At 59.6% G+C, this 22,524-nt stretch carries 9 protein-coding genes; 6 read left to right on the forward strand and 3 right to left on the reverse strand.

What is annotated here, in order from left to right; genetic code table 11:
- Positions 1–5 precede the first annotated feature (5 nt).
- Together J5276_RS00465 and J5276_RS00470 are read left to right on the forward strand one after the other, a co-directional pair.
- A complete protein-coding gene (locus J5276_RS00465) occupies positions 6–1,790 on the forward strand; it encodes an IlvD/Edd family dehydratase (RefSeq protein ID WP_003516539.1) in 1,785 nt (594 codons plus the stop codon).
- 127 nt (positions 1,791–1,917) lie between these two features.
- Positions 1,918–2,892, forward strand: a complete 975-nt coding sequence (locus J5276_RS00470) for a threonine/serine dehydratase (RefSeq protein ID WP_112153914.1) — start codon at positions 1,918–1,920, stop codon at positions 2,890–2,892.
- A 2-nt stretch (positions 2,893–2,894) separates the two neighbouring features.
- Here the strand turns inward: J5276_RS00470 and J5276_RS00475 are convergent, their stop codons facing one another.
- Complete coding sequence (locus tag J5276_RS00475; RefSeq protein WP_112178778.1) at positions 2,895–4,010, reverse strand: NAD(P)/FAD-dependent oxidoreductase; 1,116 nt, start codon at positions 4,008–4,010, stop codon at positions 2,895–2,897.
- 452 nt (positions 4,011–4,462) lie between these two features.
- Positions 4,463–5,641 (reverse strand): M20 aminoacylase family protein, encoded by a 1,179-nt coding sequence (locus J5276_RS00480; RefSeq protein WP_162632944.1) that lies wholly within the window; start codon positions 5,639–5,641, stop codon positions 4,463–4,465.
- A 567-nt stretch (positions 5,642–6,208) separates the two neighbouring features.
- On the opposite strand from J5276_RS00480, the gene J5276_RS00485 reads away from it, so the two are divergent.
- On the forward strand, positions 6,209–14,704 hold the full coding sequence (locus tag J5276_RS00485; RefSeq protein ID WP_112153912.1) for a GH36-type glycosyl hydrolase domain-containing protein: 8,496 nt from the start codon (positions 6,209–6,211) through the stop codon (positions 14,702–14,704).
- Between the two features lie 460 nt (positions 14,705–15,164).
- Here the strand turns inward: J5276_RS00485 and J5276_RS00490 are convergent, their stop codons facing one another.
- The gene (locus J5276_RS00490; protein ID WP_013636948.1) at positions 15,165–16,928 is read right to left on the reverse strand and encodes a glucan ABC transporter ATP-binding protein/ permease; all 1,764 of its coding nucleotides are present in this window, start codon (positions 16,926–16,928) and stop codon (positions 15,165–15,167) included.
- Between the two features lie 337 nt (positions 16,929–17,265).
- On the opposite strand from J5276_RS00490, the gene J5276_RS00495 reads away from it, so the two are divergent.
- The 3 genes from J5276_RS00495 to J5276_RS00505 all read left to right on the forward strand — a co-directional run bounded on the left by J5276_RS00495 (position 17,266) and on the right by J5276_RS00505 (position 22,516).
- The gene (locus J5276_RS00495; protein WP_003516548.1) at positions 17,266–18,003 is read left to right on the forward strand and encodes a LuxR family transcriptional regulator; all 738 of its coding nucleotides are present in this window, start codon (positions 17,266–17,268) and stop codon (positions 18,001–18,003) included.
- A 106-nt stretch (positions 18,004–18,109) separates the two neighbouring features.
- Positions 18,110–21,571, forward strand: coding sequence for a pyruvate carboxylase (gene pyc / locus J5276_RS00500; RefSeq protein ID WP_038492474.1), 3,462 nt, complete (start codon positions 18,110–18,112; stop codon positions 21,569–21,571).
- Between the two features lie 144 nt (positions 21,572–21,715).
- Positions 21,716–22,516, forward strand: coding sequence for a DeoR/GlpR family DNA-binding transcription regulator (locus J5276_RS00505; RefSeq protein WP_111790475.1), 801 nt, complete (start codon positions 21,716–21,718; stop codon positions 22,514–22,516).
- The last annotated feature ends 8 nt before the right edge of the window (positions 22,517–22,524 follow it).

Here is a 22,524-nt window from a genome sequence, read left to right on the forward strand (position 1 = left end):
GTCTCATGAGCGACGACAAGACACCCGTGCGGCGGCTGCGATCCCAGGACTGGTTCGACAACCCTGACCATCTCGACATGACGGCGCTCTATCTGGAGCGCTTCATGAATTATGGCGTGACGCCGGAAGAGCTGCGTTCCGGCAAGCCGGTCATCGGCATCGCGCAGAGCGGCAGCGACCTGACGCCCTGCAACCGCGTCCATGTCGAGCTGGTCAAGCGGGTGCGCGATGGTATCCGTGATGCGGGCGGTATCCCCATCGAGTTTCCGACCCATCCGATGTTCGAAAACTGCAAGCGACCGACAGCGGCACTTGACCGCAATCTTGCCTATCTCAGCCTGGTGGAAGTGCTTTACGGTTATCCGCTCGATGGCGTCGTGTTGACCACGGGCTGCGACAAGACCACGCCTTCGGCGCTGATGGCGGCAAGCACGGTTGATATTCCGGCTATCGTCTTATCCGGCGGGCCGATGCTCGACGGATATCATGACGGCGATCTGGTTGGTTCCGGCACGGTCATCTGGCGCATGCGCCGCAAATACGGCGCCGGCGAAATCACCCGCGAGGAATTCCTGCAGGCGGCGCTCGAATCCGCTCCTTCGGTCGGTCACTGCAACACCATGGGCACGGCCTCTACCATGAATGCCATTGCCGAAGCGCTCGGCATGTCGCTGACCGGCTGCGGCGCAATCCCGGCCGCTTACCGCGAACGCGGCCAGATGGCCTATCGCACCGGCCGCCGCGCCGTCGAACTGGTCGTCGAGAATATCAAGCCTTCGGATATCATGACGCGCGAGGCGTTTTTGAACGCGATCCGCGTCAATTCGGCGATCGGCGGTTCGACAAATGCCCAGCCGCATCTGGCGGCGATGGCGAAACATGCGGGCGTCGAACTTCGCGAGGAAGATTGGCAGGTTCACGGTTATGACATTCCGCTCATCGCCAATGTCCAGCCCGCCGGAAAATGGCTGGGCGAGAAATATCACCGTGCCGGCGGTACGCCCGCCATCATGTGGGAGCTTCTGAAGGCAGGCAAGCTTGACGGGAGCTGTCCGACCGTGACCGGCAAGACCGTGGCGGAAAATCTGGACGGGCGGGAATCGACCGACCGCGATGTGATACTGCCTTACGATAAGCCGCTCAAGGAACGGGCCGGTTTCCTTGTCCTCAAGGGCAATCTGTTCGATTTCGCCATCATGAAGACGAGCGTGATTTCGGCGGAATTTCGGCAGCGTTATCTGAGCGAGCCGGGTCGTGAGGGGATTTTCGAGGGCAAATGTGTGGTTTTCGATGGTTCGGAAGACTATCACGCCCGTATCAACGATCCTTCTCTCGATATCGATGAGCGCACTATTCTCGTCATTCGCGGGGCCGGACCGCTCGGCTGGCCGGGTTCGGCTGAGGTCGTCAACATGCAGCCGCCGGACGCGCTGTTGAAAAAAGGCATCACCAGCCTGCCGACAATCGGCGACGGCCGGCAATCGGGAACCGCGGATAGCCCGTCGATCCTCAATGCCTCGCCAGAAAGTGCCGCCGGTGGAGGGCTGGCATGGCTTCGCACGGGTGACGTGATCCGCATCGACTTCAATCAGGGCAAGTGCGACGCGTTGGTACCGGATGCAGAGCTTGCTGCCCGCAAGGCCGATGGCATTCCTGCGGTTCCTGCGGATGCCACGCCCTGGCAGCGCATCTATCGTCAATCGGTGACCCAGCTTTCGGACGGTGCGGTTCTGGAAGGGGCCGCGGATTTCCGCCGGATTGCCGAGAAGATGCCCCGGCACAACCACTGACCATTCATTTGCAAGCGCATGACGAAAGATCCCCGGCCAAGACCGGGGATTTTTCTTGTCCAGCCGGTTTCACTATTAATTGCGACCTCCTAATGTACACCCAACATCCGCATTACAGGGGCAGGGCATGACAGATATTTCGATGATTGAGGCAGCGCGCCAGCGCATCGGCGAACATGCGGTGCGGACACCGCTTCTGTCGTCGCATTTTCTGGATGAGATTGCCGGGCGAAAGCTGTTCGTGAAGGCCGAGTGCCTGCAAAGAACGGGTTCGTTCAAATTTCGCGGCGGCTGGTCGGCGGTATCCGGTCTGCCGGCCGATGTGCGCGCCCGTGGCGTGATCGCCTTTTCCTCGGGCAACCATGCGCAGGGCGTCGCGCTTGCTGCTCGTCTGCACGGCGTGCCTTCCGTCATCATCATGCCGTCCGATGCACCAAAAATCAAAATCGACAATACCCGCGACTATGGTGCGGAAGTGGTGCTCTACGACCGGGCGAATGACGATCGCGACGCCATTGGCGGCCGCCTGTCGAGCGAGCGCGGACTGACCCTGATCAGGCCCTACGACGAACCGCTGGTGATTGCAGGGCAGGGGACTGTCGGGCTGGAAATCGCCGAACAGGGCTTGGAACTCGGTATCGATGCGGCCGAGGTTCTCGTGCCCTGCGGCGGCGGCGGCCTTACATCCGGCATCTCCCTTGCCCTTGCGGCGAAAGCGCCGAACTACAAGGTCAGGACGTCAGAACCGGAGCGGTTCGACGATGTGGCGCGCTCACTCGCAGCGGGCAGGATCGAGCGGAATGCAACGACTTCCGGTTCGATCTGCGATGCAATCGTCACGCCTCAGCCCGGTAACATCACCTTCCCGATTATGGTTGGGCTTTGCGGAAAAGGCATTGCCGTGACCGAAGAGGAAGCACTGCGGGCCATGGTTCTCGCCTTCAACAGGCTGAAAGTCGTCGTCGAGCCGGGCGGCGCGGTGGCCTTGGCGGCGGCGCTGTTTCACGGCAAGGAGCTGGAGAGCGAAACGGTGATTGCGGTCGCCTCCGGCGGCAATGTCGATCCGGAGATCATGGCGAGCGCGCTGTCCCGTTTCGGCTGAGATCAGGTGGGATCAGGCCTCGAGAGCCGTGCCGCAACCTCGTTGGCCATCGCCAGCGAGGCGGTGAGGCCGGGGCTTTCGATGCCGAAAAGATTGACGAGACCGGCAAGTCCGTGGGTTTCCGGCCCGTCGATGCGAAAATCCATGGCTGGTTCGTCGGGTCCTGAAATCTTCGGCCGGATGCCCGAATAGGCCGGGATCAGCGCGTGTTCTGGCAGGCCCGGCCAATAGCGGCGGATCGCGTCGCCAAAACCCTCCATGCGGCGGGGATCGACGGCATAATCAATGGTGTCGACCCACTCCACATCCGGCCCGAAACGGGCCTGACCGGCAAGATCCAGCGTCAGGTGCACGCCAAGGCCGTGGGTGTGCGGAGCGGGGTAGATGAGCCGTGAAAAAGGCGACTTGCCGGTCAGCGAAAAATAGCTGCCTTTGGCGAAACGCGCCTCCGGGATCGTGTGCTTCGGCAATCCCTCGATCTGTTTTGCCGCGAGCGGTGCCAGAAGGCCGGCGGAGTTGACGAGTAGCCGGCATGTCAGGCTGAGAGGTTCCTTGCCGCCAACGTGAACGCGGAAACCGTTGCCGGTCGCTTCCGCCCTTTCGAATGGTGCATTCAGGGCGAGGGCTGCGCCGTGGTCTTGCGCGTCGCCGAGCAGCGCCAGCATATAACCATGGCTATCAATGATGCCGGTCGAAGGTGAAAGCAGGGCCGCTACGCAGTTGAGCGCAGGCTCGAGCGACAGCGCCTGCGTGGCATCGACCAGTTCGAGGTCGTCGCAGCCATTGGCGTTACCCTTTTCCTTGAGGGTCGCCAAGAGAGCCGTCTCGTCCGCGTTCGCTGCCACGATGAGTTTGCCGCAGCGGCGGTGCGAAACGCCATGGCTCTGGCAGAACGTATAAAGCCGCTCCCTGCCTTCAACGCAAAGGCGTGCCTTGAGGCTGCCTTCAGGATAATAAAGCCCGGCGTGAATAACCTCGCTGTTGCGCGAAGAGGTGGCGGAACCGAATTCCTTTTCGCCTTCGAGGATGATGACGGAAAGACCACGCATCGCCAGCTCGCGGGCCGTCGCCAGTCCGATCACCCCGGCTCCTATGATGATGGCGTCTATATCCGTCATGGTCCTTATCCGAGCCTGCCAATGATTTTGAACGGAAATGCCGTCTGCGACGTTGATCCTGCGCAATGGGTAGATTGATGCTTGTCCGGCGGCAAGTCGCGATCCGTATTTTTCCCAATGCGCCGAACTTATGGAATTTTATCTCTACTGAAACAGTGGGGAATAAAGCTATTCTTTACGGGAAATAAGCAGTGCCCGCTTTGACGGGCCGAGCAGGGAAGGGAGTTGTACAATGTCTTATTCCAAGGCCGGAAAAGCAAAAGACTTTGTCTCGCAGCCCCAGTCGCAGCGAAACTGGAGAGATTCGGTTCACGCGGCTCTTGTCGGCGTGTGCGTGGCTTTTGTCGCGGCGGTCATACTCGGTCTCGTTCCCTGATCCTCCCAGATTTTCTCATCAGGAAACTTGAGAAAAAAAGGCCGGTCGCTCCTCCGACCGGCCTTTTTATATTCATTCACACCTTCAGATAATCCTCCGCCAGATCGACCCAGAAGGCGGTTCCGATTGGCAGGATATCGTCGTTGAAGTCGAATTTCGGATGGTGCAGCGGCGGGTCGTTTTCGGTGCGCGCGGTGCCGAGGAAAAAGTAGCAGCCGGGCCGTTTTTCAAGCATGTAGGCGAAGTCTTCCGCGCCCATGGACGGGCGCTGCATTTCAACCACCTTTTCCGCCCCGGCAAAACGACGGGCCAGACCGGCGACATAGTCCGTTTCCGCCTTGTGGTTGACTGTCGCATTGTAGCCGCGCTCGTAATCGAGCGTGACACTCATGCCATAGCTGGCCGCCTGGCCTTCGGCTATCGCCCGGATACGCTTTTCCAGTTCGTCGCGCACACCCGCGTCAAAGGAACGGATGGTGAGCAGCATTTCCGCCTTCTCGGGAATGACGTTGCTCGCAACGCCAGCATGAAATGCGCCAACAGTGACGACCGCCGATAGTTGCGGATGGATGTTACGGGACACCACCGTCTGCAAGGCCATGATGATACTGGCGCCCGCAACGATAGGGTCGGCCGCATCCTGCGGTTCGGCGCCGTGGCCGCCATATCCGTTGACGGTGATCCTGCATTCATCGACGGCGGCAAGGATCGGGCCGTCGCGCAGGACGAATTGTCCGAAGGGTACGCCGGGATCGTTATGGAGGGCAAAAACCGCATCGCATGGGAAGCGGTCGAACAGTCCGTCCTCGATCATGATGCGGGCGCCGCCGAAATTCTCCTCCGCCGGCTGGAAGATCAGATGCAGGGTCCCATCGAAATTCCTGCGTTCGGCGATGATCTTCGCGGCTCCCAGGAGCATGGCCGTGTGTCCGTCATGGCCGCAAGCATGCATGACGCCATCATTGGCGCTTGCATATTCCGCTCCAGTTTCCTCACGGATCGGCAGGGCATCGATATCGGCGCGAATGCCGAGCGTGCGGGCACTGTCGCCATTGCGGAGCGTGGCGACGATACCGGTTCCGGCAAGTCCGCGCGTTACTTCGTAACCCATTTCCACCAGCTGCCCGGCAATGAAATCCGAGGTCTGGAATTCGGAAAGACCGATTTCGGGATGCCGGTGCAGGTGGCGGCGGATTGCCACCACATCCGGCATATGGTTGGCGAAGGAGGCAATGTTTGCGGTCTGTCTGGTCATTTTCGAAGTCCCTGGTTACGCCGCTTTTTTCCAGCGCTTTTTGCAAATTTCATAGCAGCATATACGCGGGCATGTAAGGGGCGTTGCCGGAGCCGGAATGCCTTGAAATTCATCGCTTGCATCGTATCGCGACAGGTGGCATGGAACTATAGACGTCCTGGGGCATTAGCGTTTCGGATGTGGCGCAGGCCTTCTCGGCCTCGCGTTGCCCTTCAGGTGTCAAAGGGGGACTATCTGACGTTGCGCGAACAATTTTCGCCGTGGGGGAAGGTGCGAAATCCGGTTGGAACGGCATTGCCGGGCCATAGGGCGAAATTTTCCTGTCGTCGAAAATCCATTCTCCGCAGAGATCCCCGGCTTTGCATGCTCGGAGGGATCGCGCAGCAAAACGCCGTGCTTGCGGATATTCGCCGTTTGACGATGCGTTGCACACAACGTCTGATCCGGTTCACCGAAGGTTCAGGATAAGTCATAAATATAGCGTGGCCCGATTTCGTGCGTATTCCCGCCACGGACGAAACGCCGGTCAAGTCGAACAATTCTCCATAAAGTTCAGAATACGAGCCGATGTCATTTCATATTACCCCGACCGCCGCCGCCCGTGATTCCGAGACGAAGCAGATCGATCACAATGATTCGATCCGCGCGTCCTATATGACGGTCGAGGAACTGCATGATGCCGGTGCCGCGCTTTCGCGCGACGGTGCCGATACCCTTCCCGGCTTCATGGAGTTCGACTTCTTCGAGCGCCACCGTGAGAACGAGAAGGAAATCCTGCGGGTCTACCGCACAACGGCCGTCGACGCGGAAAATGGCGCGACGATAACGCCGGCGGCGGAATGGCTGCTCGACAACCACTACGTCATCGAAGAGGCGATCCAAGAAGTCCGCCGCGATTTTCCTCGCAAGTTCTATCGCCAGCTGCCGACAATGACGGTGGGCGGCGTGACGATCCCGCGGGTCATGGCCCTCGGCTGGCTTTATGTCGCCCATACCCACAGCACGGTCTCGCGCGAGAATATGACGGCGCTGGTGGATGGCTACCAGACGTCGAAGACGCTGCAGATCGGCGAATTGTGGGCGCTGCCCTCCATCATCCGTTTTGTCCTCATCGAAAATCTTCGCCGCATCTCCATTCGCGTGGAACGCTCGCGCCGCATGCGCCAGAAGGCGAATGAAGTCGTCGACGAAATCATTCGCCTGAACGATGCGGAAGCGTCCGCGGCACTTCTCAAGCAGGTCGATTCGCTGGTCGATGACCCAACCTTTGCGACGCAGTTCCTCTATCGCCTCAGAAACGGCTCGCAGACTTCGGGTTTTGCGGTGGCCTGGCTTGAAGAACGCCTGCATGCTGCGGGCACCGACGCTGAAAACGTCATGATGTCGGAACACAACCGGCTGGCCTCCGGCAATGTGACGATGGGCAATATCGTCAAGAGCCTGAGGGAAATCGACGATACCGAATGGTCGGTGTGGTTCGAGGAAGTCAGCCATATCGACAAGGTTCTGCGCGAGGAAACCGATTACGAGATTCTCGATTTCGGTTCTCGCAACACCTATCGCAACACGATCGAGCTTCTGGCGCGTCGCTCCCCCAAGACAGAGGTAGAGGTCGCGCGTGCCGCCGTGGAAATGGCGAGATCCGGCGAGCCTGCCGAGGTGTCTGAAAACCATCGCGTCAATGTCGGCTCCGTACTCGTCGGCGAGCGCCGGTTCGAGCTTGAAAAGGTGCTCGCTTACAGGCCGCTGGTCTCGCAGCATATCGTCCGGTCAATGCGCAAGTTCAACTGGCTCGCAATTGCGGCGCCAGTGTTTCTCATCACCGCGCTCGTCATGCTTGCCGTCGGCTGGTTCCTGGCCGAAGCGGGCATGCCCTGGTATGTGGTGACCGCATTCCTCTTGATGTTTGCATTGCCTGCTTCGGAAGGCGCGACCGGTCTGTTCAACACGCTCGTCACTTTCTTCGTGAAGCCGTTCCGTTTGGTGGGATACGAGTTCAAGAACGGTATTCCACAGGACGCCCGCACGCTTGTTGCCGTGCCCTGCATGTTGACCAGCCGCGACAGCGTCGACGAGATGATGCGCAATATCGAGGTGCATTATCTCGCCAATCCGCATGGCGAGATTTATTTCGCGCTGGTCAGCGACTGGCGCGATGCCCAATATGAGCAGTCCGGCGACGATCTCGAGATTCTCGAATATGCCAAGCGCGAACTGGCGGCGCTGAACAGCCGTTATGCCTTCGATGGCAAGACGCGTTTCTACCTGCTGCACCGCCGCCGCATCTACAACCCGTCCGAAGGCTGCTGGATGGGCTGGGAGCGTAAGCGTGGCAAGCTGCATGAACTGAACATGCTGCTGCGCGGCGACAAGGACACGACATTCCTCGGTGGCGCCAATATCGTGCCGGCCGATGTCAAATACGTCATGACGCTTGATGCCGATACGCGCCTGATGCGCGATGCGGTGACCAAGCTCGTCGGCAAGATGCATCACCCGATCAACCGCCCCGTCATCGATCCGGTCTCGGGACGTGTGGTTGAAGGTTATGGCCTGTTGCAGCCGCGCGTTACGCCTTCGCTGACGACGGGCAAGGATGCCTCCGTCTTCCAGCGTGTCTTCTCGATCAATCGCGGTATCGACCCTTACGTCTTCACCGTTTCCGACGTTTATCAGGACCTGACCTCCGAAGGCACCTTCACCGGCAAGGGTCTTTACGACGTGGATGCCTTCGAGGCGGCGCTTAAGGGCCGGATCGAGGAAAACTCCATCCTCAGCCATGATTTGCTCGAAGGATCCTTTGCGCGCTGCGCGCTGGTGACCGATGTGGAACTGGTCGAGGATTTCCCGACCCGCTACGAGGTGGAAGTCTCGCGCCAGCATCGCTGGGCGCGTGGCGACTGGCAGCTGCTTCCCTATATTCTCGACCGCGCCCGTGGTGTTACCGCGATCGGCCGGTGGAAGATGGTCGATAACCTGCGCCGTTCGCTGACGCCAATTGCCTGGTTCTTTGCCTCGATCCTCGGCTGGTATTTCATGGACCCGCTCGGTGCGCTGATCTGGCAGATCCTGCTGATCTTCTCGCTGTTCGTCGCTCCGACGCTCTCGCTGCTTTCCGGCCTCGTGCCGCGCTCCACTGATATCGTGCCGCAGGCCCATTTCCACACCATCTGGTCGGAAATCCGCGCCACCAATGCGCAGGTTGCGCTGCGTATCGTCTTCATTGCCGATTCTGCCTGCATGATGACGGATGCAATTGTCCGTTCGCTCTACCGTCTGCTCGTCAGCCACAAGCTGATGCTGGAATGGCGCACCGCTGCCAGCATGCAGTCTAGCGCCCAGGGCGGCATCACCTATTATTTCCGCCAGATGTGGCATGCGCCTGTTGTGGCCATGCTCGGCCTGTTGTTTGCGGCGCTGCCCGGTGACAATGCCTTCCTGATCGGCATTCCCTTTACTCTGCTCTGGGTTCTGTCTCCCGCCGTTGCCTGGTATGTCAGCCAGTCGGCGGAAACCGAAGACCGGCTGTTCGTTTCGGAACACGTCTCTTTCGAGCTTCGCAAGATCGCGCGTCGCACATGGCGTTATTACGAAGCCTTCGTGACGCCGCAGGAAAACCACCTGCCGCCGGACAACTTCCAGGAAACGCCGGAGCCGATTGTTGCCTCGCGTACATCGCCTACCAATATCGGCGTTTACCTGCTTTCCATCATTTCGGCGCGCCAGTTTGGCTGGATCAGCTTTGCCGATACGCTGGAGCGGATCGAGAACACGATCCAGACCGTCGAGAAGATGGAGAAACATCGCGGCCATCTCTACAACTGGTACCATACGGACACGCTGCAGACACTTGGCCCCCGTTACGTTTCGGCGGTGGACAGCGGTAATCTCGCCGGTCACCTGATTGCGGTTTCGTCTGCCTGCCGCCAGTGGGCAGAAGCGCCTTCCGCGCATCTTCAGGGTAATCTCGACGGTATCGGCGATCTCGCCGGTATTCTGCGCGAAACGCTGAAAGCGCTGCCTGACGACCGCAAGAACCTGCGTCCGCTGCATCGCCGCCTCGAAGAACGCATCATCGGTTTTTCGAACGCTCTTGCCTCGGTCAAGCGCGAGCATGAATTCGCATCGATCCGCGTCATCAATCTTGCGGTACTCGCGCGCGACATCCAGAAGCTCGCTACCAATGTCGATCACGAAGTGAAGTCTGCGCAGAGCGCGGAAGTGACCCGCTGGGCGCAATTGCTCGTGGATTGCTGCGAGGCGCATATTTCAGACAGCGCCATCGACCTCACCAATATGGAGCCGCTACGCCAGCGTCTTGCATCGCTGCGCGACCGCAGCCGCAACCTCGCTTTCTCGATGGATTTCACGTTCCTTTATCGCAAGGACCGCCGTCTTCTGTCGATCGGCTACCGCGTCGAAAGCAAGGAACTGGACGAGGCCTGCTACGACCTTCTGGCGTCCGAATGCCGCCTGACCAGCCTGTTTGCCATCGCCAAGGGCGATCTGCCGACCGAGCACTGGTACCGTCTTGGCCGCCAGGTCGTGCCGATCGGTGCGCAGGGCGCGTTGGTCTCCTGGTCGGGTTCGATGTTCGAATATCTGATGCCTCCGCTCGTCATGCAGGAGCGTCAGGGTGGCATTCTCAACCAGACCAACAATCTGATCGTCAAGGAACAGATGAACCACGGCCGCCGTCTCGGCACGCCATGGGGCATTTCCGAAGCGGCGTTCAATGCCCGCGATCACAACATGAACTACCAGTACACCAACTTCGGTGTGCCGACGCTTGGCCTCAAGCGCGGTCTCGGCCAGAATGCTGTCATCGCGCCCTATGCGTCGATCCTCGCCAGCCAGTACGATCCTGACGGTGCGCTGGAAAACCTCGACAAGCTGCGCAAGCTTGGCGCGCTTGGACAGTACGGCTTCCATGATGCCGTGGATTTCACGCCGACACGTGTGCCTGACGGCAAGGTCTGCGCGGTGGTCTACAACTATTATGCCCACCACCACGGCATGTCGATCGCGGCTGTCGCCAACGTCGCCTTTGACGGTGTGTTGCGCGAACTATTCCATTCCGACCCGGTAATCGAGGCGGCCGAACTCCTGTTGCAGGAAAAGGCACCGCGCGAAGTGCCTGTCATGAGCGCCAAATACGAGCCGGAAACCCCCGGCAAGGAACAGGCAGACCTGCTGCGTGCGGAAGTGCGCTCCATCGCCGACCCGGCCGTGCGCGACCGCGAAGTGGTGTTCCTGTCGAACGGCCATTATTCGACGATGCTCACCTCAACGGGTGCGGGATATTCGAAATGGAACGGTCAGGCGATTTCCCGCTGGAAGGCCGACCCGACCGAAGATCGTTGGGGAACCTTCATCTTCCTGCGCGATACCACCAATGGACAATGGTGGAGTGCGACGGCTGAGCCGCGTGTCATCGAAGGCGAAAAGACCAAGACGATCTTCACCGACGACAAGGCCGAATTCCACAAGAATGTCGGCGATCTGCAGAGCGTCGTTGAATGCATCGTCGCCACCGAGCACGATGCCGATGGCCGCCGCGTCACGCTGCTCAATGTCGGTTCCGAGGATCGCTACATTGAAGTGACCTCCTATATGGAGCCGGTTATTGCGTCGGAAGACGACGACAACGCCCATCCGCTATTCTCGCGCATGTTCGTGCAGACGGAGATCGGCCGGCGCGGCGATGTCATCCGCGCCTGGCGTAACCGCCGCAGCCCGAATGAGCCCGGAACGATCATCGCGCATCTTGCTGCCGATAACGCCGGCCCATCGCGCCCGACGGAGTTCGAGACGGACCGTGCCAAGTTCATCGGCCGCGGCCGATCGCTCGGTGAAGCGGCTGCATTCGATACGGGTGCCACGCTTTCCAACACCGACGGCTTCACGCTCGATCCAATCCTGTCGTTGCGCCGCACTGTGCGCGTACCGGCCGGCAAGAAGGTGAGCGTGATTTTCTGGACGATTGCCGCGCCGAGCCGCGAGGAAGTCGACAAGGCGATCGATCGTTATCGCCATCCGGACGCATTTGCCCATGAACTCGTGCATGCATGGACGCGCACGCAGGTGCAGATGCGCCATGTGGGTGTCACTTCGCAGCAGGCCGCCGCTTTCCAGCATCTCGGCCGTTATCTGACCTATCCGGACATGCATCTGCGCGCGGATTCGGAAACGCTGAAAACGGGCCTCGCTTCGCAGCGGGCGCTTTGGCCGCTTGCCATTTCGGGCGATTTCCCGATCTTCAGCCTGCGTATCAACGACGATATGGACATGGATATTGCCCGTGAGGCGCTCAGCGCCCACGAATATCTGCGTTCGCGCGGCGTGATCTTCGATCTCGTCATCGTCAACGAACGGGCCGCGTCGTATGCACAGGATATGCAGCATGCGCTGGATCATATTTCCGAGGCACAGCGTCGCATCAATCCCGCCGATGGTGGTAGGCCGCATGTGTTCTCCGTTCGCCGCGACTTGATGGACGAAGAGACCTGGAGCGCGCTTCTGGCGGCCTCCCGTGTCGTGCTGCATGTGCGGAATGGCAAGATTGTCGACCAGATCAACCGCGCCGTGTCGCTTTTTGCGGCGCATCGCGGTCCTGACGGCGCGACTGAGGCCGCGCAGGCTCGCCTGCCGGTGCCTGCGTTCCCCGTCGCTGAGGCTGTCGAGGATGCGGGCGATCTCGATTTCTGGAACGGTTTTGGTGGTTTCGCCAAAAGCGGAGAGGAATATGTCGTGCGCCTGCATGGTGGGCAATCCACGCCGCATCCTTGGATCAACGTCATCTCGAACGAAAGTTTCGGCTTCCATGTGTCGGCGGAAGGCGCTGGTTTCACCTGGAGCCGCAATTCCCGTGACTATCAGCTGACACCCTGGAGCAACGATCCGGTCATCAACCGGCCGGGCGAGGCCTTCTATGTTGCCGATGTGGAAACAGGAAAGCTCTATACGCCCTGTGCTGCCCTTTCGCGTGATCCGGAATCCCTGTTCGAAACCCGTCACGGTCTCGGTTACTCCGTAATGACCGGCAAGACGGATAAGCTTGAAGTCGAGGTGACGCAGACGGTAGACCGTGAAAAGCCGGTCAAGTTCTCGCAGCTCATCGTACGCAACAAGGGTTCGAAAAGCCGCCGCCTGAAAGTCTATGCTTATGTGGAATGGGTGCTGGGCAATAATGGCCAGAAATCTGCGCCGTTCATCCTGAGCAGGCACGATGCCGGCAGCAATGCGATTTTTGCTTCCAACCCTTACAGCATCGACTATAGCACCCGCACTGCCTTCCTGACGCTCGACAGCGAGGCAAGCGGCTTCACCACCAGCCGCCGTGAATTCATCGGCCGCTTCGGTTCTGCACAGGCTCCGCAGGGCATTGTGTCTGGTGCGGCGCTCAGTGGCAGCACCGAGGTGGACGGCGATCCCTGCGCCGCCTTGATGCAGGAAATCCATCTGAAGCCGGGCGAAGAACGGCATATGACCTTCATTCTCGGCGATGCCGACAATGCGGAGGAGGCGGCAACGCTGGTCGAACAAGTCCGCGCGGCGGATTTCCAGTCGGTGCTGGAGGGCAGCAAGGCGTTCTGGACTGGCTTTACCGGCCAGTTGCAGGTTACCACGCCCGATGCCGGCTTCAACCACATGGTCAATAGCTGGTTGCCCTATCAGGCGCTGGCGTGCCGCATCCTGGCGCGCACGGCCTTCTATCAGTCGAGCGGCGCCTTCGGCTTCCGTGACCAGCTTCAGGACACGCTGGCATTCCTGCTCTACCAGCCGGATCTCGCTCGCAAGCAGATCCTGCGTGCGGCAGGCCGCCAGTTTGCTGAAGGTGATGTCCAGCATTGGTGGCTGCCTTTGACCGGTGCAGGTGTCCGCACGACGATCTCTGATGACGTGGTCTGGCTCGCTTATGCGATCAATCAGTACGTCTCAGCTACGGGCGATGCGGCCATCCTTGATGAAAGCATCCCCTTCATCAAGGGACCGGCATTGATGCCGGGGCAGCACGATGCCTTCTTCCAGCCGGAGACGAGCGACAAATCCGCTAGCCTCTACGAACACGCGGCTCTGGCGCTTGATCTCGCGATCCATCGCACCGGCGAAAACGGTCTGCCGCTGATCCTCGGCGGTGACTGGAACGACGGCATGAACCGTGTCGGCATCGGCGGCAAGGGCACCAGTGTCTGGCTTGGCTGGTTCCTGGCCGGAGCGCTTCGCGATTTCATAGCGATCGCCGAAAAGCGCGGTGATACAGGCCGTGCCGGCAGGTGGTCGGCGCATCGCGAAAAGCTTCGCAATGCTCTCGAAACTGCGGGTTGGGACGGCAGCTACTACCGTCGCGGTTATTTCGATGACGGCACGCCGCTCGGTTCCGCCACCAGCGAGGAATGCCAGATCGATTCACTTGGCCAGAGCTGGAGCGTTCTTTCCGGCGAGGGTGAAGAAGGCCGGTCACGGCAGGCGATGGACGCCGTCATTGAGCATCTGGTCGATGAAAAGGCCGGTATCATCCGTCTGTTCACCCCGCCATTCTCGCGGGCGCCGCATGATCCGGGTTATATCAAGGGATATCCGCCGGGTGTGCGCGAAAACGGCGGACAATATACCCACGCGGCGACCTGGGTAGTGCTTGCCCTTGCCAAGCAGGGGCGTGCGCAGGAGGCGTGGAACTGCTTCAAGCTGCTCAACCCGGTCAACCATGCGCTCGACGCGGCATCGTCCGAAACCTATCGGGTCGAACCTTATGTGGTGACCGCCGATGTCTATGGTGAGGGCGCTTTTGCAGGTCGCGGCGGCTGGAGCTGGTACACGGGTTCCGCCGGCTGGCTCTATCGCGCCGCGATCGAGGGCATTCTCGGTATCACCCGAACCGAAGGCAAGCTTCACATCGCGCCGTCGCTGCCCGAAGACTGGAGCGGCTTCTCGGTGAAGATCACGCTGGACGGTAAAGCAAAGGACATCGTCGTCAGCCGTAAGGCCGGCACGGCAGAGGTCTCTGTATCCGTCGACGGCAAGCCCCTGTCGGCTGACGATCGGGTGATCCCGTTCGACTGACGACCGGATCTACGTTTGCTTTTAAAATCAGGCTCCTGCGGTGACGCAGGGGCCTTAATTTTTATTGTGGCTGCCCTGGTATTGTTTGTCTGTACGGAGGCGCGGTGACAACTTTGTCCTGGCGGGTATCTCCAGCATCATCTCAATTAGAGAAATGACACAGCCTCGCGACGGTCTTGCAAGGGCCAACGAGAATGTGAGCCGTGCTCCTCTCGACGTGGCACGCAGGCAGAGCAGTTTTACAGGGCCATGTTTCTGCGCTGTTGGATCGCTGAATGCTGATGGCCAAGGCTAAGGCTAAGGCTAAGGCTAAGGCTAAGGCTAAGGCTAAGGCTAAGGCTTGGCCCTTTCCTGCATTATCAAGGCACATGTCTGCTGCTTCGCAGACTTTGGAAAACGGACAAAGAAAAAGGGCGGACACCACGGTGCCCGCCCTTATTATATTCCGTAAGCCAGAGTGTCAGGAGGCGATGGCTTTCGGCCGGGGCTGGCCCTCGTCCTCTGTCAGCAGGCCGCTGGTGCGCAGCAGCGAGGTGAAGCGTCCGCCACGCTGGCTGAGCTCGTCAAACGTGCCCTTTTCAATGATGCGGCCCTGATCGAGGAACAGCACCTGATCGGCATCGCGCACCGTGGAAAGGCGGTGGGCGATGATGAAGGTCGTGCGGTTCATTCTCAGCGCGTCCACGGCGGCCTTAACCCGTGCTTCCGTTTCCACGTCCAGCGCGCTGGTTGCCTCGTCAAGGACCAGGATGGGAGCGTTCTTCAGGATAGCACGCGCAATGGCGATACGCTGGCGCTCGCCACCGGACAGGCGGTTGCCGCGTTCACCCACCTGGGTCAGGTAGCCGGTGATACGGCTGTCGATGAAATCCGTCGCAGCAGCAGCTGCTGCTGCTTCCACGACCTCCGCGTCGGTAGCAGATTCGCGACCAAGGCGGATGTTTTCGCGGATGGAGCGGTTGAGAAGGCCGGCATCCTGGAACACCGTGGCGATGGAGTTTCTGAGCGAGTTCTTCGTCACCGTCGAGATGTCGGTTCCATCGATCAGAATCTGGCCTGAATCCGGATCATAGACACGCTGCAGAAGATTGATGAGCGTGGTCTTGCCCGCACCCGTCGGTCCGACGATGGCAATCGTCTGGCCGGCCTTGGCCGTAAACGAGATGTCGTGGACGCCCTGCTTGGTGTTGGCGAAACCGAAATTGACGTTGCGGAACTCCACGGTGCCGGAGACATTTGACAATTCCCGGGCGTCGCCCGGTTCTTCCCGTTCCTTGACGGAATCCTCCAGCACGAAGAAATCCTCTAGCTTTGCGCGCGCCTCGAAAATCTGGGTCACGAACTGACGCATCTGATCGAGACGGCCGATGAGAAGATTGGCGAAACCGATGAAGGCAATCACGTCACCGACGCGCAATTCGCCGTTCTTCACCAGCACGGTGCCGATGACGAGGATGATCATCATCGAAACGGTGGAGGCAGTGCGGTTCAAGGCACTTGCGAAAGCCCACCAGTCGAGCACCGGATATTGGGCGCTCAGCAGTTTTTCGGTGAAGGATTTCAGCGCCTTCGTTTCAGCCTCGATGCGGTTGTAGCTGTGCAGGACGGACACGTTGCTGATGGAATCGCTGACATGGGCAAAAACGCTGTGATAATGCTCCTCGACCGAAGCCTGGCCATCCTTGGTGCGGCCCATCACCCACTTGCCAATGAACCAGTAGACGATGCCAAGACCGATCAGGACGAAGCTGAGGCGCAGGTCCATGGCAATGGCTGTCGGAATAAGCAGCACGAGCGCGACGAAAGTCGCCAGATGCGTGCGCATGAATTCGAGCCACAGGCCGAACAGCGTCTCGCTGGCGCGCAGAAGCGTATGCAGCGCGTTCGAGGTGCCGCGCAGATGGTGCCAGGAGAGCGGCATGGAGATGATCCGGCCGAAGGCTTCCGTCAGCAGGGTCGCGCGGCGACCATGGGCCAGCCGGTCGGCCTCGCGGGCGACAGCGACATAAGCCACGGTGTTGAAGACGCCGAAACCCGCCCACAGGATGAGGATGGACGTGACATCGGAGCCGGAAGAGATGGCGTCGATGATCCGTCCAAACAGCACGGGTTCGGCAATGGTGATCGCTGCAAGAATGATGTTGGCGATGACAACGATCAACACCCGCCATTTATGTACGGTCAGATAGCGCAGGGCGCGTGTGTAAACCTGAAACAAAGTCAAATTTTCAATCCAGTCCAGCGTCTGTTTCGAGCGGTTGATTGTTCGGTCTCAATACAATGCTGTTTTAGCAAGGTTGCATGAGACGGCGAAATTTGTGTAATTATCGCTCTTTCAGTCTGAATGGCGGCTTAACAAACCGAGCACGCGTGCGAACCGAAAAAAAACTGAACCCGATGTTTCTAGGGGACGCCGTCACAAGATTTTGCATGTTCGTTTCAGGGATTGCTAACGACGATATGTTCAGTCTGAACCGACCGGCGCCCGAGTAACATGACGTCCTCGCGGGACCATGTCCTTCATGTCATCCCTTCCAGCCAAGCTCCGGGCATGTGTCTTTATGCATGATATTCTTCACTTCATCTCTGCGTGCTACCAGGCGGGAAACGCTGATCGTGTTCGCTCCGAATTTGTAACACTTATTCGCGAATATGGTTTCGAATATTTCCTCGTCAGCCGGCGGATGACCGGGGAGCTTGCTTCCACCGGCCAGATTCTCGCACAACATCTCCCGGAAGGGTGGATCGAGGTCTACCGCGCCAAGAAATATAATCTCGTCGATCCCGTCCGTAAGGTGATCGGCATGGTGCACAAGCCGTTTCAGTGGAAAGAGGCGCTTGAGGGCCTGCCCCGCGCGATGCATCGAAAAAGGGCGAATGTGTTTTTTCACGATGCCGGCCGTTACGGTCTGCAGGGTGGGTATGCCTTTCCGGTGCACGGGCGCGCGGGATTCATCGGCGCGGTGTTCCTTGGCGGCGAGGACCGGCAATTGCCTTCGTTGCACGTTGAGCTGCTGGATGCGGCCACGCGCGCGGTGTTCTGGCGTCTGCTCGATCTTTCAGGCCAGGTCCATAACCTCAACAACGCGCCGAATGTTTCCGCTCTTGAACTTACAAGGCGGGAAATGGAAGTTCTGACGCTGATGGCTGATGGCATGACCTCAACCGAAATTGGACGCCAGCTATCGATCTCCAATCACACGGTCGACTGGTATATCAATGGAATCCAGCGTCGGTTCAGCGCCAAGAACAGGCAGCATACTGTAGCACTCGCCTTTCGCAACGGCCTGCTGAGCTAGTTACGACAGTACGCTTCTCTCCCGAATTGCCCTTTTCAAGACCGGGTTTTGCTGCTTAATTCCGCAGTGCAGCAGAAATTCTGTTTTGGCGTGTGGGGAGACCGTCTTGAAAATATCGAAAATACTTGTTGCCAACCGATCCGAAATTGCGATCCGAGTTTTCCGGGCAGCGAACGAGCTGGGGATAAAAACCGTCGCCATTTGGGCGGAAGAGGACAAGCTGTCTTTGCACCGCTTCAAGGCGGATGAAAGTTATCAGGTCGGCAGGGGGCCGCATCTCGCCAAGGATATGGGACCAATCGAGAGCTACCTCTCGATTGAGGAGGTCATCCGCGTGGCCAGACTTTCCGGCGCGGACGCGATCCATCCCGGTTACGGCCTTTTGTCCGAAAGCCCCGAATTCGTTGAGGCCTGTAACAAGGCTGGCATCACCTTCATCGGACCCACGGCAGATACGATGCGCCAGCTCGGCAACAAGGTTGCCGCCCGCAATCTGGCGATCTCGGTCAATGTTCCCGTTGTTCCTGCAACCAAGCCGCTGCCGGATGACATGGCCGAGGTGGAGCGGCTGGCCGAAGAGATCGGTTATCCCGTGATGCTGAAGGCCTCCTGGGGCGGCGGCGGTCGCGGCATGCGCGCCATCCGCAAAAAGGAGGATCTGGCACGCGAGGTCACCGAGGCCAAGCGCGAGGCGAAGGCCGCTTTCGGCAAGGACGAGGTCTATCTCGAAAAGCTGCTCGAGCGCGCCCGCCACGTCGAGAGCCAGGTTCTCGGTGATACCCACGGCAATGTCGTGCATCTGTTCGAGCGCGATTGTTCGATCCAGCGCCGCAATCAAAAAGTGGTTGAGCGCGCGCCGGCACCCTATCTCAGCGAAGCGCAGCGTCAGGAACTGGCCGCCTATTCTTTAAAGATCGCGGCTGCGACCAATTATATCGGCGCCGGCACGGTCGAATATCTGATGGATGTCGATACCGGCAAATTCTACTTCATCGAGGTCAATCCGCGCATTCAGGTGGAGCATACCGTCACCGAAGTCGTGACCGGCATCGATATCGTCAAGGCGCAAATCCATATTCTGGAAGGGGCCGCCATCGGCACGCCGGAATCGGGTGTGCCGAAACAGGAGGATATCCGCCTCAACGGCCATGCGCTGCAGTGCCGTATCACCACGGAAGACCCGGAGCACAATTTCATTCCCGACTACGGCCGTATAACGGCGTACCGCTCGGCGTCCGGCTTCGGCATTCGTCTGGATGGCGGGACGTCTTATTCGGGGGCGATTATCACCCGTTATTACGATCCGCTTTTGGTGAAGGTAACGGCCTGGGCGCCGCAGCCGGATGAAGCGATCAGCCGCATGGACCGCGCGCTGCGCGAATTCCGAATTCGCGGTGTTGCGACCAACCTGACCTTCCTCGAGGCCATCATTGGCCATGCGAGTTTCCGCAACAACACCTATACGACCCGCTTCATCGATTCGACGCCGGAGCTGTTTGCACAGGTCAAGCGTCAGGACCGCGCTACGAAACTGCTCACCTATCTTGCCGATGTGACGGTGAACGGGCATCCGGAAACCAAGGGCCGCGTTAAGCCACCGGCAAATGCGGCACAGCCGGTGGTTCCCTACATCGATGCGCCGACGCCTGATGGCACCAAGCAATTGCTCGACCGGCTGGGGCCGAAGGGCTTTGCCGACTGGATGCGCAACGAAAAGCGGGTGCTGGTAACGGACACAACGATGCGCGACGGCCATCAGTCGCTGCTGGCCACGCGCATGCGTACCCATGATATTGCCGGCGTCGCAAGTGTCTATGCCAAGGCCTTGCCGCAGCTTCTGTCTCTGGAGTGCTGGGGCGGCGCCACTTTCGACGTTTCCATGCGCTTCCTGACGGAAGACCCGTGGGAGCGCCTGGCGCTGATCCGCGAGGGTGCGCCGAACCTGCTGCTGCAAATGCTGCTGCGCGGTGCGAACGGCGTCGGGTACAAGAACTATCCAGACAATGTCGTGAAATATTTCGTCCGTCAGGCTGCGAAGGGCGGTATCGACCTGTTCCGCGTGTTCGACTGCCTGAACTGGGTGGAGAATATGCGCGTATCGATGGATGCGATCGCCGAGGAGAACAAGCTCTGCGAAGCGGCCATCTGCTACACGGGCGATATCCTCAATTCCGCGCGTCCAAAATACGACCTGAAATATTATACCAACCTCGCCGCCGAGCTGGAGCGTGCAGGCGCGCACATCATCGCCGTCAAGGATATGGCGGGACTTCTGAAGCCTGCCGCTGCCAAGGTGCTGTTCAAGGCGCTGAGGGAGGCGACCAGCCTGCCTATCCATTTCCACACGCATGACACATCCGGCATTGCGGCTGCGACCGTACTTGCCGCCGTCGATGCGGGCGTGGATGCGGTGGATGCCGCCATGGATGCGCTTTCGGGCAACACGTCCCAGCCCTGCCTCGGTTCCATCGTGGAAGCGCTGGCCGGATCGGAACGCGATACGGGTCTCGATACGGAATGGATCCGCCGCATCTCGTTCTACTGGGAGTCGGCGCGCAACCAGTATGCGGCTTTTGAAAGCGATCTGAAGGGCCCTGCCTCGGAAGTCTATCTGCATGAAATGCCCGGTGGGCAATTCACCAATCTCAAGGAGCAGGCGCGCTCGCTCGGTCTTGAGAGCCGCTGGCACGAGGTCGCGCAGGCCTATGCCGACGCCAACCGGATGTTCGGCGATATCGTCAAGGTCACGCCGTCCTCCAAGGTTGTCGGCGATATGGCGCTGATGATGGTGAGCCAGGATCTGACGGTCGCCGACGTGGAAAATCCTGATCGCGAAGTGTCCTTCCCGGACTCGGTGGTTTCGATGCTGAAGGGCGATCTTGGGCAGTCGCCAGGCGGCTGGCCGGAAGCCCTGCAGAAAAAGGCGCTGAAGGGTGACGCGCCCTATACGGTTCGTCCCGGCTCTTTGCTGCCGGATGCCGATCTCGATGCGGAGAGAAAGGCGATCGAGACCAAACTCGAGCGTTCCGTGAACGACTTCGAATTCGCATCCTATCTGATGTATCCGAAGGTGTTTACCGATTTCGCGCTGACCTCCGAGACCTACGGTCCGGTTTCCGTGCTTCCCACCCATGCGTATTTCTACGGCATGGAGGACGGTGAAGAGCTGTTTGCCGATATCGAGCGCGGCAAAACGCTGGTCATCGTCAATCAAGCCTCTTCAGGCACTGACGATAAGGGCATGGTGACGGTGTTCTTCGAGATCAACGGCCAGCCGCGCCGCATCAAGGTGCCGGATCGCGCTCATGGCGCATCCGGCTCTGCGGTGCGCCGCAAAGCGGAACTCGGCAATGGCACGCATATTGGTGCGCCGATGCCGGGCGTGATCAGCCGCGTCTTCATCAACCAGGGTCAGGAGGTCAAGGCCGGCGACGTGCTGCTCTCCATCGAAGCCATGAAGATGGAAACTGCGCTTCACGCCGAACGCGATGGCAAGGTCGCCGAGGTTCTTGTGCGCCCGGGTGACCAGATCGACGCAAAGGATCTGCTGATCGCTTACGCGGAATGATGCCCACACGGCATCGCTAGCCGCGATATTTTGTCTTTCGTTATAAACGCTCGCCCTCCCGGCGGGCGTTTTGCTGTTGCACCTTCGCTAAAACTCAAATATGCATGTTCGTGCACGTTTATTCCTGTTTATGCATGAGTCCCGATGAGCGATCATTTTGTCAGCGAGCGGCAGGCGCTCATCCTTGCACAGTTGCGGCAAAGCGGCCGAGTGCTTGCGCAGGATCTGGCCCAGAATTTCGGCGTTTCGGAAGACACGGTCCGCCGGGATCTGCGGGATATGGCGGCGCGCGGGGAGTGTCTGCGCGTCTATGGCGGGGCGTTGCTTTCCGATAGCAAGACGGTGCCGCTGAAGACACGGATCGCCGAGGATGCCGATCGCAAGGCTTCGTTGGCGCGGGCAGCAATTCCGCTTTTTGAGCCGGGCATGGTCGTCTTCATCGATGCCGGCTCCACCAATCTGGCCATTGCAAGGGCTATCCCAGCCGGTCTCAAATTGACGGTGGTAACGAATACGCCTGCTATTGCCGCTGAACTCACGGGGCGGGCTGATATCGATTTGATCATGATCGGCGGCAAGGTCGATCCGGCCGTCGGTGCGGCCATCGACGCCTTGGCGTTGCGGCAACTCGAGCTGATGCGGCCCGAACTGTGTATTCTTGGCGTTTGCGGTGTTGCGGCTGAGACCGGCCTGTCGGCGGATATTTTCGAGGATGCCGTGTTCAAGCGGCTTGCCTGCAGCGCCAGCCAGCGGATTGTTGCCGCCATCACCACGGAAAAGCTGGGCCACAAGGCGGCGTTTCACGTGCATGACTTTTCTCCGCCTCTTTCCCTGGTGCTGGAACATGACGCCGACCGCACATTGGTCGAGGCGCTATCGGCTAAAGGCGTACAAGTTCATTTCGGCGGCGATGACGCCGTCCAACTCTCTCACGGTCAAGTCTGAAGGATATT

Source organism: Agrobacterium sp. S7/73 (assembly GCF_019355535.1).
GTDB lineage: Bacteria > Pseudomonadota > Alphaproteobacteria > Rhizobiales > Rhizobiaceae > Agrobacterium > Agrobacterium tumefaciens.

Excerpts from the sequence above, each read along its gene's own strand:
- J5276_RS00465 (WP_003516539.1), top strand. The coding sequence starts at position 6 with ATGAGCGACGACAAGACACCCGTGCGGCGGCTGCGATCCCAGGACTGG.
- J5276_RS00470 (WP_112153914.1), top strand. The coding sequence starts at position 1,918 with ATGACAGATATTTCGATGATTGAGGCAGCGCGCCAGCGCATCGGCGAA.
- J5276_RS00475 (WP_112178778.1), bottom strand. The coding sequence starts at position 4,010 with ATGACGGATATAGACGCCATCATCATAGGAGCCGGGGTGATCGGACTG.
- J5276_RS00480 (WP_162632944.1), bottom strand. The coding sequence starts at position 5,641 with ATGACCAGACAGACCGCAAACATTGCCTCCTTCGCCAACCATATGCCG.
- J5276_RS00485 (WP_112153912.1), top strand. The coding sequence starts at position 6,209 with ATGTCATTTCATATTACCCCGACCGCCGCCGCCCGTGATTCCGAGACG.
- J5276_RS00495 (WP_003516548.1), top strand. The coding sequence starts at position 17,266 with ATGCATGATATTCTTCACTTCATCTCTGCGTGCTACCAGGCGGGAAAC.
- J5276_RS00505 (WP_111790475.1), top strand. The coding sequence starts at position 21,716 with ATGAGCGATCATTTTGTCAGCGAGCGGCAGGCGCTCATCCTTGCACAG.